Below are 15464 nucleotides of genomic sequence, written 5' to 3' on the forward strand. Positions count from 1 at the left end.
GAATGAACCAAATTTTTGATTTTCTTTTTGCGCAATACTCAGCATACCAAACATCAGACATTGTTTTAGAAATTACAGCTGTTATTTTTGGATTTCTATCAGTTTGGTTTTCTAAGCAAAATAAGATTTGGGTATTCCCAACAGGAATGATCAGTACAGTAATTTTTGTTTACTTGTTGTTTAAGTGGGAATTACTTGGCGATATGATGATTAATGGATATTATTTCATTATGAGTGTTTATGGATGGTATATCTGGACACGTAAGGTTGATGATACCCATGTAACACCAATTTCTAGAACAACATTAAAGGAAAAAAGAGCCAGTGTTCTAATTTTTATTGCCACGCTAATATTTGTTTACATAGTTTACAAGGCTTTTGGTAAATGGAATGGTTGGGTTGCCTATGCAGATACGCTAACAACTGCAATCTTTTTTGTGGGCATGTGGCTTATGGCGAGACGCAAGATTGAAAATTGGATTTTCTGGATTATTGGTGATATCATATCTGTACCTTTGTATATGTATAAAGGATTTACGTTTACAAGTTTCCAGTATTTAGGATTTGCAGTTATTGCCATATTTGGATATTTAGCATGGAAGAAGCACTTAGACAACAACATTCAAACTGCATAAAAGTCGTTTTGTTTGGTCCAGAATCTACTGGTAAAACAACATTGTCACGTCAGTTAGCAAGACATTATAATTCGGTTTGGGTACCAGAATATGCACGAGAGTATTTGCAGAATAAGTGGAACAATGAGCGCAAAACCTGCGAGCCAAAAGATTTGCTACCGATCGCTATTGGGCAAATGAAGCTTGAAAATGAGCTGGCTCAAAAAACAGATTCCGTTCTAATTTGTGATACAGATTTACTGGAAACCAAAGTTTATAGTGAAGCTTATTATTCAGGAACATGTGACCCGATTTTAGAAGCATATGCTCTAGAAAATTCTTATGACCTTTATTTTTTAACTTATATTGACACTCCTTGGGAAGCAGATGACCTAAGGGACAAACCCAATGAAAGAAAACGGATGTTCAAAGCTTTCGAAACTGCTCTAAAAACCTACAATAAACCTTACGTTTTATTAAAAGGCAATAAGCAAGAGCGACTTAAACTAGCTGTTGAACATATTGATAACTTACTACAAAAAAAGAAATGAGTTTTACGGAAAAAGATATCAAGCAGATTAAAGCTAAAGGCTTAGCCTTAGAAGAGGTTGAATCTCAAATAGAACTTTTTAAAACCGGAATACCCTTTACAAATATTGCTGAAGCAGCTACTGTTGGTAATGGTATTATAGGTCTGGATACTAAGCAAATAGATGAAGCCATTCTTCATTTTGAAACCAAGAAAAGCAAGGCATCACTTTTAAAGTTTGTACCAGCTTCTGGTGCAGCTACTAGAATGTTTAAGTTTTTATTTCGATTTTTAAAAGAGTATAACCCAAATAAAGAATCTTTAAATGCATATATAAATAAAAAGAACCTCAGAGAATTAGCACTTTTTTTGGTTGGTATAGAAAAGTTTCCTTTTTACGACCAGGTTATAGAACAGCTAAAAACAAAATCCATTGACTTTGACAGCTTGTCCATTAGTGACAAAGCACTTCATTTTGTGAATACCATGTTAGATGAAAATCAACTCAATTTTGGAAATTCACCAAAAGGACTTCTACCGTTCCATAAGTATAAGAGTAACCATATTTCTACGGCGTTTGAAGAACATTTGTACGAAGCTGCAATCTATGCTTCGGACGATAATAAGGCGAAGCTTCACTTTACGATATCCGAGCGTTATAAGGATAAATTTAGCCAAGAGTTTAAGCGTATTGAGGAATATGTTGAAGATAATACAGGCGTAAGCTTTGACATTTCATTTTCTTATCAGCATGAATCTACAGATACCATTGCCGTAACATTAAAAGACAAACCGTTTAGGGAAGATGATGGGAAGCTGGTGTTTAGACCCTCTGGTCATGGGGCTTTGTTGAAAAATTTAAATGCACTTGAAGCTGATGTCATCTTTGTAAAGAATATAGACAATGTTGTTGTAAAGCAATACAAAGAAGAAATGGCTAAATACAAAAAAGTATTAGCTGGTATATTGTTTAAACTTCAAAATAAGGCGTTTAAATACATGGGGGTTTTAGATAAAACCAATATATCTAAAGAAGACTTTAGCAAAATGGAAGCATTTCTAACAGATGAAATGTGTATCAAAATTTCTGGTGAATATCATAAATATTTAGATAAGTATAAGATCGAATACTTACGTGAAAAGTTAGATAGACCAATTCGTGTCTGTGGAATGGTGAAAAATGAAGGTGAGCCTGGAGGTGGCCCTTTTTGGGTAAGAGACCAGTTTGGTAATTTATCTCTGCAAATTGTAGAGTCGGCACAAATTAATCTTAAGAATAAGTGGCAAAAAGATATCTTAACTAATGCCACACATTTTAATCCTGTAGATTTGGTCTGCGGAGTTAAAAACTATAAAGGAGAAAAGTTTAATCTTGAGGATTTTGTAGATACCAATGCCGCTTTTATTACCAAGAAAACTAAAGCAGGTAAAGAACTTAAAGCTCTTGAATTACCTGGGCTTTGGAATGGTAGTATGGCACATTGGAACACCATTTTTGTTGAAGTGCCAATTATTACTTTTAATCCGGTTAAAACTGTAAATGACTTACTAAAAGCACCGCATCAAATTAATTAATTGTGGATGTCGACTTACTTAAATCTGAATTAACTTTCAAAGCTGTTAGAAGCTCAGGAAGTGGTGGGCAACACGTCAATAAAGTTGCATCTAAAGTTGTGTTGTACTTTAATATTGAGAAATCTAATGTCTTTAATGAAGAAGAAAAAGAACGTTTAAAAGCATTTTTCAAAAACAGAATAAATAAACAAGGGGTTTTAATACTGAATTCTGGAGAAAGTCGGAGCCAGTTTAGAAACAAAGCACTGGTGACACAACGTTGTTTAGAACTCATTGAAGAAGGTTTAAAGCCAGAAGAAGAAAGAAAAACAACTAAAGTACCAAAAGCTGTAAAGCGAAAGCGTTTAGAAAATAAACGTAAAAATTCTGAAAAAAAGACCAATAGGAAACCACCTAAGGTTGATTGATAATCTTTAAATCATTTGAGATTTGAGTTCGATTATTACTATACCCATAAGGTTTTTGAAACCTTGCAGGATATTCCTGTCTAACACTAGGCGTTGATAGTTAGTTGGTTGTAAAGTGAAGTTAATCGAAACTGAGCTTCTAAGTGACAATAGTACTTCACTTAAAAAATAATTCATCAGTATTCATTTGCCATTATTTATTTCTAGATTATATTTGCACTGTTCTCAAAAAAGGGGTGCTTTTTTAAGTATGCAGTCCCAAGTATACACAGTCTACAGTTTTACTGATGACTGTTTATTTGCTGTCAACTGCTCACTGATAAGGCTGAGATCATACCCATTGAACCTAGAACAGGTAATGCTGTTTAGGAAGCGAGCGTTAAGAAATGCCTAGTTGGCATTTCTAGCGAGTGCGATTAGGTCATCAATGTTGGTTTTTACTTCTGAATCTAAAATGACCTAATTTATTCACTTTTAGTATTCAAATAAAAATCAAGATTGACTTTATCTTATGCTTGCAATGCTCAATTAATCAATTATTAATAAAGAATAATGACCTCTTTTTATTCGATTATTTTATTTAATCGTAATGAAAAATGTATTCAATAATCTCTCAAAAAATAGTTGGCAGAGATTAACAACAGTTATCTTTTTACTATCCTTTTGTTCATCATTCGGACAAAAAAAAGAGCAAGATTCAACCAAGGTTGAAAAACTAGACGAAGTTTTAGTAAAGTCTGTTCGTGTAAAAGAAAAAGCACCAATCACGCATTCAAACGTAACAAAAAAAGAAATTGCAAAACGAAACTTAGGTCAAGACATACCTATTTTACTCAACTTTTTGCCTTCTGTAGTCACTACATCAGATGCTGGTGCGGGAGTAGGTTATACGGGCATTAGAGTGCGAGGTGTAAGCCCGCTTTCTACCAATATTACTATTAATGGAATTCCCTATAACGATGCGGAATCTTTAGGAACGTTTTGGGTCAATCTTGGCGATTTTGCATCTTCTGTAGAGAGTTTGCAATTGCAACGTGGTGTAGGTACATCTACCAATGGTTCTGGGGCGTTTGGTGCCAGTATTAATGTATTAACAGATGCCGTTTCAAAAGAAGCTTCAGGTGAAATTTCTAATTCTTTTGGGAGTTTCAATACCAGAAAGCATACAGTGAAATTTAGCACAGGTTTAATGAACGACCACTTTGAGATTGCTGGTCGCTTATCTAATATTGCATCAGACGGCTACATAGATAGAGCTTCAGCAGATCTCAAATCATATTTTCTTCAAGGTGCTTATGTAGACGGAAATACCTTGATTAAGGCTATCGTTTTTGGTGGTAATGAAGTGACGTATCAAGCGTGGAATGGTATCACTGCAGAGCAACTTAGAGAAGATCGTACGTTTAATCCGTCTGGTGAGTATACTGACGACGATGGAAACACTCAATTTTACGATAATGAAGTGGATAATTACAGCCAAGATCATTATCAGTTACACTGGAATCAGAAGTACAACAACAACTGGTCAACTACCCTAGGTCTTAACTACACTTATGGTCGCGGTTATTTTGAACAATTTAGAGAAGATGACGATTTTTCTACTTACGGTTTTGAAGAATTAACAGTAAACGGTGAAGTGGTGAATGAGACAGATTTGATTCGTCGTCGTTGGCTAGATAATGATTTTTATGTTATCAATGCTAGTGCCAATTATAGAAACGATGAGCTCGATATGATTTTTGGAGGTTCCTTTAGTCATTATGACGGTGATCATTTTGGTGAAGTCATTTGGGCAGAATTTGCCAGTCAAAGTGATATTAGAGATCGCTATTACGATGGTAATAGTTTAAAAAATGATTTATCAGTTTTTACAAAGGCTAACTATCAATTAAACGATAAGTTAAGTTTGTATGGTGATTTGCAAGTGCGTAATGTGACTTACAAAACTTATGGAAATACTTCAGATCTAGTAGATTTTGAAGTTGATAAAAAGTTTACATTTTTTAATCCAAAAGCTGGTGTTACTTACGAATTGAACAATTCTAACAGTTTTTACTTTTCTTATGCTAGAGCCAATAGAGAACCAAACAGAACTGATTTTGAAAGTGATAATGATATTAAACCAGAGCAATTGAATGATTTTGAATTAGGATGGAGGCATAAAAAAGGAAACTTTGTTTTTAATGCTAACGCCTATTATATGTTGTATAATCAACAATTGGTGCTTTCAGGTAGATTAGACGATGTAGGTAATCCTATAAGAACAAATAGTGGAGAAAGTTATCGATTAGGTTTGGAGTTAGAAGCAGTGATTCCTGTTACTTCTAAGTTTACCCTTCAACCTAATATGACACTGAGTTCTAATAAAAATACAGAGACAATTGTATCAATAGATGGAAGGTTTCAAAACTTAGGTAGTACAGATATTTCTTTCTCTCCGGAGATAGTTGCTGCCAATGCTATTGTGTTTCGACCTATCAAAGATCTTCAAATGTCTTTATTAAGTAAATATGTAGGTGAGCAATTTATGGGTAATACTGAGAATCCTGAGTCTAAGTTAGACAGCTTTTTTGTTAATGATTTTAATGTTACATACACGATGTCATTCGAAGGAAATGAAGCAAATGAAGAATCCAAACCGTTCTTTAAATCTATTGTTTTTACCGGTCTAGTCAACAATATTTTTAACGAAAAGTATGTGTCCAATGGGTATTTTGGATCTTTCGATTTTGAAGATTCTGATAGTCCCACAGGAATTTCAACAGGTTTTTTCTCAGGATTTTACCCACAAGCAACGACAAATTTCTTAGCCGGAGTGACTTTAAATTTTTAATTAGTAACCAAAAAGGTATTGTTTCCTAAATTATCAACTCGGTAAGGTTGTAAGGTGCAAGGTTCTGTATTGCCATCAAGACCAACACCAGTAGATAGGCTATACCTGTTTTCATCATCGCAACCACAAACTACAATATCAAATTCACCAGTATCGGTTAATGTTGAGCACGCTCCAGGGGCATGACTTGGGTCTGCTGCATCCCATGCGAGAAGTGTAGATGAGTTAAGTCTCCATAGCCAAATACCATTGTTTCCTTGGTTAGGTACATATACACCATTGCTGGTAGACTGTAGCTGGTTAAATTGAGGTAAATTAGTATTTACTGTTAGATTTACACCAGCATCAAATAAGAAGTTACATCGGTTTCTATTATCATCGTCTCCACTACACGTAAATAAAAGAACAGATAGAATTATAAATAGCTTTTTATTGCAAAATTTCATGGCTCAATTTACGATTATTTATACTATAACGTAAATATTTTATATATTTGCATAGTAATCTCGTTGGCGCGAGATTTTTTGTTTACGCTGAACTCGTTTCAGCGTCTTTTGTATATACAAAAACGAACGAATTATGAGTAAAGTATCTTACTACACCGCAGAAGGGTTAAAAAAATTAAGGGAGGAATTAAACCAGTTAAAGGATGTTGAACGTCCAAAAGCATCGCAGGCTATAGCCGAAGCTAGAGATAAAGGGGATTTGAGTGAAAATGCAGAATACGATGCAGCAAAAGAAGCCCAAGGTATGTTAGAAATGCGGATTTCTAAAATGGAAGAAACTTTAGCTAATGCTAGAGTTATTGATGAATCTCAATTAGACACTTCAAAAGTATTGGCATTATCTATTGTTAAGATTAAGAATCAGAATAATGGTATGGAAATGACCTACACTTTAGTGGCAGAAAGTGAAGCTGATTTGGCTGCAGGTAAAATTTCAGTGAATTCTCCAATAGGCAAAGGCTTATTAGGAAAATCTGTTGGAGATACTGCCGAAATACAAGTGCCCAATGGTATTATGAAGTTTGATATATTGGAGATTTCTAGATAAAGTTAACAAATGGATCACACTGAACTCAGTTGTAGTTCTTTTAAAAATGATTACATGAAAAAAGATTCCTTTCTCAAGGAATCTTTTTATCTTTATAGGATAATCTTCAATTTATGGCCACACTTTTTACCAAAATAATTAATGGTGAAATCCCATCATACAAAGTAGCTGAATCGGAAGATTTTTACGCATTTTTAGACATCAACCCAAATTCCAAAGGTCATACACTTTGCATACCAAAAAAGGAGGTTGATAAAATTTTCGATTTAGATGAAGCTACCTATACGGGCTTAATGCAATTTTCAAGACGTGTTGCCGTTGCTATCGAAAACGCTGTGCCTTGCGAACGGGTTGGTATGTCAGTTATTGGCTTAGAAGTGCCTCATGTACATGTACATTTAATTCCGTTGCACACCATGGAAAATGCACGTTTTACACACAAAGAAAAATTAAGTCCTTCTGAGTTTGAAACTATAGCCAAAAAAATAGCTTCATATTTGTAGTTAAAGGGATATAATACCCATTGCAACCAGTACAATAAACACTGCAATAATTATATCTAAAAGAATAATTATCCAAGCCAAAGGTTTCAATTTTATGGATTTAGACTTTGGTTGTATGGCACGTTTTTGATAATCAACAACGCGGTCAATATCTTCAGTCCACTGTATTGGATAAATAGGCGTATCGCAATTGTAGCAATGGATATCGTAAAGCGTGTCGTTAGTTATGGCCTTGTAAAAAGTGTTTTCAGTAAATTTTTGTTTAAACGTAATTTGTAACCCATCTGTAGAATAACATTCTGGGCAATTATTGTTAAGTTTGGCTTCTTTGAGTGTAAAGTATTTTGATGAACCCATATTCAAATTTAAAATAAATTTTTCACACTTCTAAATCCCATCAAAGGGACAATATTTTCAGTAAGTTTTGTAGATGAACGCTTCAGGACATTTAAGGGTTTTTGTAGTTTGTTAAAAAACGCTACTTTAATGCCTATTGAGTTTTTAAACTTATTTGAATAGTTGTGCCTTTGCCAATCTCAGAACTAAGTACCTTTATTTTCCCGTTGTGGTAATCTTCAATAATACGCTTAGCTAACGAAAGTCCAAGTCCCCAACCACGTTTTTTTGTGGTATAACCCGGTTCGAAAATTTTGTTGAATTGATTCTTGGGAATCCCTTTACCTGTATCGGAAATATTAATATATACCTGTTTTTCATCAGAATAAATATTAAGCTTTAAATTTCCCTTTCCTTTCATGGCATCAATGGCATTTTTAACCAAATTCTCAATGGTCCAACTAAAAAGTTGAGAGTTGAGGTCAACCATAATGGCTTTTTTAGGACTTATGAGTTCAAAATGGATAAGTTTAGACGAACGCGATTTTAGATAATCAAAAGAAGATTGTGTTGCCTCAACAATATCTAATTGCTTCAAGGTTGGTGCAGAACCAATTTTGCTGAATCGTTCGGTTATGGTTTGCAATCGGTCTATGTCTTTTTCAATTTCTACAATGTAATCTGGGTTAATGTTTTCGGATTTTAAAATCTCGGTCCAACCTACTAATGATGATAACGGAGTACCAATTTGGTGAGCGGTCTCTTTTGCCATACCTGTCCAGAGCTTATTCTGCTCTGCATTTTTAGAACTTCTATAAAAGAAATATACCACAGCGGCAAAGAGAATTATTATCAATAATAAAGCTAGAGGATAATATTTTAACTTGTTAAGCAATGGAGAGTTACCATAATACAACTTCCCTTTTTCGTTATTAGGTAAATCGACTTCAATAGGTTCATTTTGAGAAATGAGTCTATTAATAAAACGAATTAACTCTTTCGGGTTTTTAAGTATTACAGAATCTATATTTCTTTCATTTCGAATTTTGTTATCCTTATCTAACAAAACCATCGGAATAGTAACTGTGGTATCTATTACTATTCGTTCTGCAATTGAGTTTAATTCTACGTTATCTTGATAAAAATATTTATTGTATTCTGGGTAAGCTAATGTCCATGTTTCCATTTTCTTTCGCTCTTCAGCCTTAAATTTTTGAAAAAAGGAATATGTATTCCAAAGTATGGAGGAGACAATGATAAATGAGGATAATATAATAATCCAACGGATTACATTTCTGTTTGTGCTAAATGTCATTGGCTAATGTAATTTTTTAAATATAATGTAAAACTGTTGATAATATTGTGCTTATATCAACAAAACACTTTCAATAGAATACCAATATAATTATATTTGTTAAAAATCAGTTGATTAGATGATTTCCTTCGACCCAAAAGAACTTTCCACAGGCAGATTGCACGGTTATTTATTAAGTGCCGTGGCACCTAGACCAATTGCGTTTGCAAGCACTATGGATGCTAATGGCAATCCTAATTTGTCGCCTTTTAGCTTCTTTAATGTATTTAGTGCCAACCCACCTATTATGATATTTTCTCCAGCCAGACGTGTTAGGGACAATACAATAAAACATACTTTAGAGAATGTAGAAGCTGTAAAGGAAGTGGTCATTAATGTGGTTAACTATGATATTGTTCATCAAATGTCCTTGAGCAGTACGGAATATCCTGAGGATGTCAATGAATTTGAAAAAACGGGATTAACAATGTTGCCATCAGATATGGTAAAACCGTTTAGAGTGGCAGAATCTCCAGTACAGTTTGAATGTAAAGTTAACGATATTATACACTTAGGAACTGAAGGTGGTGCAGGGAACTTGGTAATATGTGAGGTGGTTAAACTCCACATTGCAGACGAAGTAATGAATGCAGATAACACCATAAATCAAGAAGCATTGGATTTAGTGGCAAGAGCAGGAGGTAGTTATTATAGTAGAGCAAAAAAAGGATTTTTTGAAATACCAAAACCATTACGAACCTTGGGAATTGGTGTTGATAGCTTACCAGAGCATGTAAGAAATAGTATGATTTTAACAGGGAATAATCTCGGAATGCTAGCTAATGTTGAAGCCTTGCCTAGTGAGGAAGAAGTCAATCAATTTATAAAAGATATCAGTAAACGCTATCCCGAAATAGAAACGGCATCGCATAGAGAAAAACATAAAATAGCACGAAATTATTTAAGCTACGGAGACGTGGAAAGTGCATGGAAGTTATTACTTTCGTAGCTCAAAAAAGAACATAAATTTAAATTATATAGATTAAGACAAAATGGAAGTACAAGGACGAATTAAGCTGATTGGTGAGACGCAAACCTTTGGGAATAATGGATTTAGAAAAAGAGAAATCGTGGTGACTACAGAAGAGCAATATCCACAACATATTATGGTAGAGTTTGTTCAGGATAAAACAGATTTGTTGAATAATTACCAAGTAGGTCAACAGGTTAAAATTAGCATTAACCTTAGGGGACGTGAGTGGGTTAATCCACAAGGGGAAACCAAATATTTTAACTCTATACAAGGTTGGAGAATAGAAGCCTTGCAATCTGAAGCACCAAGTGGAGACATGCCACCAGTACCACCTACTGAGGCATTTGAGCCAGTAAATGATTTAAACGAAGACGAACACGACGATTTACCGTTTTAACGTTTAAAATAGGAAGAAGAAACTTAAAGACTTGTTTTTATGAAAGGCAAGTCTTTTTTAATGAAAAAGTCCCAATGGTTAGTTGGGACTTAGTATTTTGGTTTTAGGTTTTGATCTTTATAAACAAATTAAAAAAAAGCAATGATGAACAAAATTTATCATATAAAGATCAAAACAAATATTAAAAAAAAACTTAGGCTATCAAAGCACAGCACTATATTTAACAGTAAAAATCGCTTAAATAGTTAATTAATGCACTTTTTAACTCAAAAAATAGAGTTTCCTGACCTGTCTGAAGCCACAAGTGAAGGTTTATTGGCTGTTGGAGGAGATTTATCTTCAGAACGCCTTCTTCATGCGTATAAGAATGGAATTTTCCCCTGGTTTGATACAGACGAACCTATACTTTGGTGGTCGCCAGATCCTCGTTTTGTAATATTTCCTGAAGCGTTAAAGGTCTCAAAAAGTATGAAACAGATATTAAGAGGAAATAAATTTAAAGTTACGGTAAATAAAAGTTTTGATGCCGTAATAGAAAATTGTGCCAAAGCCAAGCGAGAAGGTCAAATGGGTACTTGGCTTACTGACGATATGATTAATGCCTACATTTCACTTCATAAGCTGGGTTATGCAAAATCTGTTGAAGTATGGGAAAATGATGAGTTGGTTGGTGGTCTATACGGAGTGGATTTAGGAAATAGAGTATTTTGTGGAGAAAGTATGTTTGCTAAGGTAAGTAATGCCAGTAAAGTCGGTTTTATAACTTTTGTACAAAACTCAGATTATAAGCTTATTGATTGCCAATTACATACAAAACATTTGGAGAGCCTTGGAGGCAAGCATATTTCTCGGCAAGAGTTTGTAAAGTTTCTCTAAACCTCATTATATCTAAAACAAGAGACTTCATGGTCATTGACCATACCTGTGGCTTGCATGTGTGCGTACATCACTGTTGTGCCAACAAATTTAAAACCTCGCTTTTTTAAATCTTTGCTAATCGCATCGCTAAGTGGAGTATTTGCAGGTGCTTTTTTGTAATCTTTAAAATTATTTTTAATGGGCTTGCCATCTACAAAAGCCCATATATATTTAGAAAACGACCCAAATTCATCTTGAATTTTCATAAAAGCCTGAGCATTGGTAATCGTCGCATTTACTTTTAATTTGTTTCTAATAATACCTTTATCTTGAAGTAATTTGTCAACTTTATTTTGCTTATAGTTTGCGATTTTTTTATAGTCAAAATTATCAAACGCCTTTCTAAAGTTTTCACGTTTTCTCAATACAGTAATCCAGCTTAAGCCAGCCTGAAAGGTTTCGAGGATTAAAAACTCAAACAAGGTGTCATCATCATATATAGGTACTCCCCATTCTTCGTCATGGTATGTTTCGTAAAGAGGATCACCAACACACCAACCACATCTTTGTTTTTCCATCTTGTAAGTTTTTAAATTTTGTACTACTAATAAGTTTTTAAATTTTGTACTACTAAGGTAACAAATGTCACATAATTTGTAGTTGTTCAACACTAATTTTGTATTATGGAAACAGTAAAGCAACCTATGGTAAATAAAATAATTTCAGAGAGTATAGAAAAATCTATTAATTATCAAGATTATCGCAATTTGGTTACAAGGCTAGTTGAAGAAAATTCAACAACGGGAAATGAAAAAACCGAAGCTTTGGTCAATTATACAAGGCTTAATGATAAGCGTATGAAGCGTTGGGATAAAACGATAAAACTTTCTGAAGAAGCTAAAGTTAAGATTCAGGGTTTTGATAAAAACGTAACCTGGTTGGTCATTACCGAAAGTTGGTGTGGTGATGCGGCACATGTAATGCCTGTGATTAATAAAGTTGCAGCGCTTAACGCTACTATTGATTACAGAATTGTACTTAGAGATGAAAATGATGAACTGATGAACCAGTTTTTAACCAATGGTGGGAGAGCGATTCCGAAGTTAATTATGATAGACAATACTACTGATGAAGTTATAAATACCTTTGGCCCAAGACCATCAGTTGCTACGAATATGGTCAATGTATACAAAGCAAAGCATGGACAATTGTCTCAAGAATTTAAAGAAGATTTACAACGTTGGTATAATAAAGATAAAGGACAATCTATTATAGAAGATTTGTTGAATTTATTGGTTTAAGTGGTCAATACGTTGCGCAGAGCTTTTCACTTTAGGAACAAACTTAGCGCTTACCTTTAAACAAAAAAGTAATAGTGCCTATCTGTTCTTGTCTATCAGAACGATTAAACTGAACATCTTTAGCGTATTCCATAGCCCGATCAATTAAACACTGGTCGCTAGAATTAGACGAACCATTAACCGAAGCATCAGTTACTTTTCCTATACTATTGACCCAAATGTTAACTACAATTTTACCGCCATTTTCGCAAAGATATCTTGGAATATCATAATCTTCCATAATTCTACCTTTAAGAGAATACGTAAGTGTACTTTTAGTTTTGGCATGTTCATCTGCAATTTTTTGGTTGTCCTTTCGCTTTTTTAGTTTTTCCTGTAGGCTTTTGTAGGATAGCGTTTCGTCAGAATTTAATGCATACGCATTACCATTAGCATAAGATTTATTCAAGCTTGTTTCTTCTTGTATTTCATTGGTTTTAGCTTCTTCCAAGGCTTTTGTGGTACGTTCAAAATCATTGGCGCTAACGGTCTTAAAGTTGCGCATCATCTCTTTGTATTCTTGGTCTTCGTTAAATGCTTTATTGGTCGAGGTAGCAGTTGGGTCTTCGATTTTTTCAAGTTCTTCTTCAGATACTTCAGGTTCTGGTTCAATCTCATAATAGCTTTCAGTGATGAGATCTCCTTGTTGCTTTAGTTGGATACTGAACAAGGCAAGAACCACAGTTCCTGTAAGAAGAAATGTGACGATAGCTGCTTTGTATTTTTCAATTATATTCAAGTTAAGATATATTTTACAACACTAAAGATATACGAATATAACAATGAAAAAGATTAAATCGTACTCTTGAACCCGTGTTGAATCATTGTTTAAGAGGAAGAGCTGTAATAAAATCATCAGGGGTCATAGCATCTTCAACCCTAAAATCACCAATGCGTGTACGGCGTAATTCCGATAAATGCGCACCAGAGTTTAGGGCTTTTCCAAAGTTGTGTGCTAAAGATCGAATATAGGTGCCTTTACTGCAAACTACTCTAAATTTTAATTCCACACCGTTTGTGCTAGGCAAAGCTGAGGTATTGATTTCGGTGATTTCAAATAATTTGATTTCTACTGGACGTGACTTTATCTCTACGTTTTCGCCAGCACGGGCAAATTCATACAAACGCTTTCCATCCTTTTTAATGGCTGAAAAAACTGGAGGAAATTGCTCAATCTTGCCAATGAATTGTTTTGTGGTTTTATGAATGAAGTCTTCTGTAATGTGCTCAGTAGGAAATGTAGCATCAATTTCAGTTTCTAAATCATAGGATGGTGTTGTGCTTCCCAATACAAAAGTACCTGTATATTCTTTTTCCTGACCTTGAAAAGTGTTAATCTGTTTGGTCATTTTGCCTGTGCAAATCACTAATAATCCTGTGGCCAAAGGATCTAATGTACCAGCATGTCCGACTTTTATTTTTTTAATTGAAAAGGCTTGCCTAATGGCCCAACGTAATTTGTTTACTGCCTGAAAGGATGTCCAAGTTAAGGGTTTGTCAATGAGCAGGACTTGCCCATTTTTAAAATCGTCTCCAGTTTTCATTTATAAAAAAGTGACCAGATTATAGCAATGACACCCACAATAATGCAATAGATCGCAAAGTAGGTGAGTTTACTTTGCTTAACGAGTTTAATCATCCAAGTGCAAGCAAACAAACCTGAAATAAAAGCTGCAATAAAACCAACGCTTAGATAGGTGAAGTTAGTACTCGTGTAATCTATTTCACCAGCTAAAATATCTTTGGCAATTTTACCAAAAATAAGTGGTATCACCATTAAAAACGAAAACCGAGCAGCTTTGATCTTATCGATTCCTAAAAGTACTGAAGTTGATATCGTGGCACCTGACCGTGATATACCAGGTAGCATCGCAACACCTTGTGCAACACCTATGATTAAAGCATCTTTTAAGCCTACTTTTTTATGTGTGCGTTTGGCTCTGTCTGCTAAGAATAATAAAATTGCTGTAACAATGAGCATACTACCTACCAATAAAATATTATTCCCAAAAAGTTCTTCAAAAACACGTTCGTATTTATAACCTATAATTACCGCCGGAATCATGGAAACAATAATTTTTACAGAAAACTTAGCTTCTTCGGTCCACATTCTTGTAGAAATAGCTTTAAACAATCCGCTAAAAATCTCTACGATGTCCTTTCTAAAGATAACTATAGTGCTCAGCGCAGTTGCAAAGTGTAGAATCACAGTGAATAGTAAGCTTTCTTTAGGCATGGCATTACTGCCTAAAATAGCTTTGCCAAGTTCTAAATGACCGCTAGATGAAACAGGTAAAAACTCTGTAAGTCCTTGGACAATTCCTAAAATAACCGCGTCTAAAATTTCCATGAGGCAAAAATATCACTTAGTATAGTGATCTGCGGCAAATGTAAGTAAAAAGAATGTTATTTTTTTGAGCCTTTATCTGGATTTAAAAGAATGGCATAAACCTGAATCCCAAAGCCTATCAATACAAGTGTTGGTGCTAGCCTAATACGCCTCTTACTAAATATTGAAGGGTCAAATACATTAGGGTCCTCACTGCCTCCTCCTGCCATTAGTATAAAACCAATAACAATAAAAGCTAAACCAATAAACAACCATTTATAGTTTTTCTTTCCGAAGATAAATTCGGCCTTAGATGCTGCTTTACGTTTTTGTTCTCCCATAATATTTCCTGTATAGGCAGGA

The 15464-nt window shown here is 34.4% G+C and carries 19 protein-coding genes; 11 read left to right on the forward strand and 8 right to left on the reverse strand.

The features are described from left to right. The first annotated feature begins 2 nt into the window (after positions 1-2). The 5 genes from pnuC to KCG49_RS06775 all read left to right on the forward strand — a co-directional run bounded on the left by pnuC (position 3) and on the right by KCG49_RS06775 (position 5958). A complete protein-coding gene (gene pnuC, locus KCG49_RS06755) occupies positions 3-635 on the forward strand; it encodes a nicotinamide riboside transporter PnuC (protein ID WP_218545423.1) in 633 nt (210 codons plus the stop codon). Beyond that, positions 596-1165: an AAA family ATPase gene (locus KCG49_RS06760; protein ID WP_218545424.1), complete on the forward strand. Its 570-nt coding sequence runs from the start codon at positions 596-598 to the stop codon at positions 1163-1165. Before pnuC ends, KCG49_RS06760 begins: the two co-directional genes overlap by 40 nt. Continuing rightward, complete coding sequence (locus KCG49_RS06765) at positions 1162-2718, forward strand: DUF4301 family protein (protein ID WP_218545425.1); 1557 nt, start codon at positions 1162-1164, stop codon at positions 2716-2718. Before KCG49_RS06760 ends, KCG49_RS06765 begins: the two co-directional genes overlap by 4 nt. 2 nt (positions 2719-2720) lie before the next feature. Then, complete coding sequence (gene arfB, locus KCG49_RS06770; RefSeq protein WP_218545426.1) at positions 2721-3125, forward strand: alternative ribosome rescue aminoacyl-tRNA hydrolase ArfB; 405 nt, start codon at positions 2721-2723, stop codon at positions 3123-3125. A gap of 589 nt (positions 3126-3714) precedes the next feature. Continuing rightward, positions 3715-5958, forward strand: coding sequence for a TonB-dependent receptor (locus tag KCG49_RS06775; protein WP_218545427.1), 2244 nt, complete (start codon positions 3715-3717; stop codon positions 5956-5958). On the opposite strand, the gene KCG49_RS06780 is transcribed toward KCG49_RS06775, so the two are convergent. Then, the gene (locus KCG49_RS06780; RefSeq protein ID WP_218545428.1) at positions 5955-6404 is read right to left on the reverse strand and encodes a hypothetical protein; all 450 of its coding nucleotides are present in this window, start codon (positions 6402-6404) and stop codon (positions 5955-5957) included. The genes KCG49_RS06775 and KCG49_RS06780 overlap by 4 nt on opposite strands. A 133-nt stretch (positions 6405-6537) precedes the next feature. Here KCG49_RS06780 and greA point away from each other — a divergent pair, with 133 nt between their 5' ends. After that, complete coding sequence (greA, locus tag KCG49_RS06785) at positions 6538-7011, forward strand: transcription elongation factor GreA (RefSeq protein WP_218545429.1); 474 nt, start codon at positions 6538-6540, stop codon at positions 7009-7011. A 113-nt stretch (positions 7012-7124) separates the two neighbouring features. After that, positions 7125-7514, forward strand: coding sequence for an HIT family protein (locus KCG49_RS06790; protein WP_218545430.1), 390 nt, complete (start codon positions 7125-7127; stop codon positions 7512-7514). Here KCG49_RS06790 and KCG49_RS06795 read toward each other — a convergent pair whose 3' ends face one another. Next, positions 7515-7871, reverse strand: a complete 357-nt coding sequence (locus KCG49_RS06795) for a hypothetical protein (RefSeq protein ID WP_218545431.1) — start codon at positions 7869-7871, stop codon at positions 7515-7517. 133 nt (positions 7872-8004) lie between these two features. After that, positions 8005-9165 carry a sensor histidine kinase gene (locus KCG49_RS06800; RefSeq protein ID WP_218545432.1) on the reverse strand — a complete coding sequence of 387 codons (1161 nt, stop codon included), beginning with the start codon at positions 9163-9165 and terminating at the stop codon, positions 8005-8007. Positions 9166-9283: 118 nt separating this feature from the next. Between KCG49_RS06800 and KCG49_RS06805 the strand changes: the two genes are divergently transcribed. The 3 genes from KCG49_RS06805 to aat all read left to right on the forward strand — a co-directional run bounded on the left by KCG49_RS06805 (position 9284) and on the right by aat (position 11450). Then, on the forward strand, positions 9284-10153 hold the full coding sequence (locus KCG49_RS06805) for a flavin reductase family protein (RefSeq protein WP_218545433.1): 870 nt from the start codon (positions 9284-9286) through the stop codon (positions 10151-10153). 43 nt (positions 10154-10196) lie between these two features. Beyond that, positions 10197-10574 (forward strand): DUF3127 domain-containing protein, encoded by a 378-nt coding sequence (locus KCG49_RS06810; RefSeq protein ID WP_218545434.1) that lies wholly within the window; start codon positions 10197-10199, stop codon positions 10572-10574. 252 nt (positions 10575-10826) lie between these two features. Continuing rightward, a complete protein-coding gene (gene aat / locus KCG49_RS06815; RefSeq protein ID WP_218545435.1) occupies positions 10827-11450 on the forward strand; it encodes a leucyl/phenylalanyl-tRNA--protein transferase in 624 nt (207 codons plus the stop codon). On the opposite strand, the gene KCG49_RS06820 is transcribed toward aat, so the two are convergent. After that, entirely contained in the window at positions 11447-12010 is a 564-nt protein-coding gene (locus tag KCG49_RS06820) for a DNA-3-methyladenine glycosylase I (RefSeq protein ID WP_218545436.1), read from the reverse strand. The genes aat and KCG49_RS06820 overlap by 4 nt on opposite strands. A gap of 105 nt (positions 12011-12115) precedes the next feature. Here KCG49_RS06820 and KCG49_RS06825 point away from each other — a divergent pair, with 105 nt between their 5' ends. Continuing rightward, positions 12116-12733, forward strand: coding sequence for a thioredoxin family protein (locus tag KCG49_RS06825; RefSeq protein WP_218545437.1), 618 nt, complete (start codon positions 12116-12118; stop codon positions 12731-12733). Positions 12734-12776: 43 nt separating this feature from the next. Here the strand turns inward: KCG49_RS06825 and KCG49_RS06830 are convergent, their stop codons facing one another. The 4 genes from KCG49_RS06830 to KCG49_RS06845 all read right to left on the reverse strand — a co-directional run bounded on the left by KCG49_RS06830 (position 12777) and on the right by KCG49_RS06845 (position 15442). Further along, on the reverse strand, positions 12777-13511 hold the full coding sequence (locus KCG49_RS06830; RefSeq protein ID WP_218545438.1) for an energy transducer TonB family protein: 735 nt from the start codon (positions 13509-13511) through the stop codon (positions 12777-12779). Positions 13512-13593: 82 nt separating this feature from the next. Next, positions 13594-14316, reverse strand: coding sequence for a tRNA pseudouridine(55) synthase TruB (gene truB, locus KCG49_RS06835; RefSeq protein ID WP_218545439.1), 723 nt, complete (start codon positions 14314-14316; stop codon positions 13594-13596). Beyond that, positions 14313-15122 (reverse strand): undecaprenyl-diphosphate phosphatase, encoded by an 810-nt coding sequence (locus tag KCG49_RS06840; protein ID WP_218545440.1) that lies wholly within the window; start codon positions 15120-15122, stop codon positions 14313-14315. The genes truB and KCG49_RS06840 overlap by 4 nt, the downstream gene beginning before the upstream one ends. 56 nt (positions 15123-15178) lie before the next feature. After that, the gene (locus tag KCG49_RS06845) at positions 15179-15442 is read right to left on the reverse strand and encodes a DUF3098 domain-containing protein (protein WP_218545441.1); all 264 of its coding nucleotides are present in this window, start codon (positions 15440-15442) and stop codon (positions 15179-15181) included. Between the last annotated feature and the right edge of the window lie 22 nt (positions 15443-15464).

Source organism: Winogradskyella luteola (genome assembly GCF_019203985.1).
Classification (GTDB): domain Bacteria; phylum Bacteroidota; class Bacteroidia; order Flavobacteriales; family Flavobacteriaceae; genus Winogradskyella; species Winogradskyella luteola.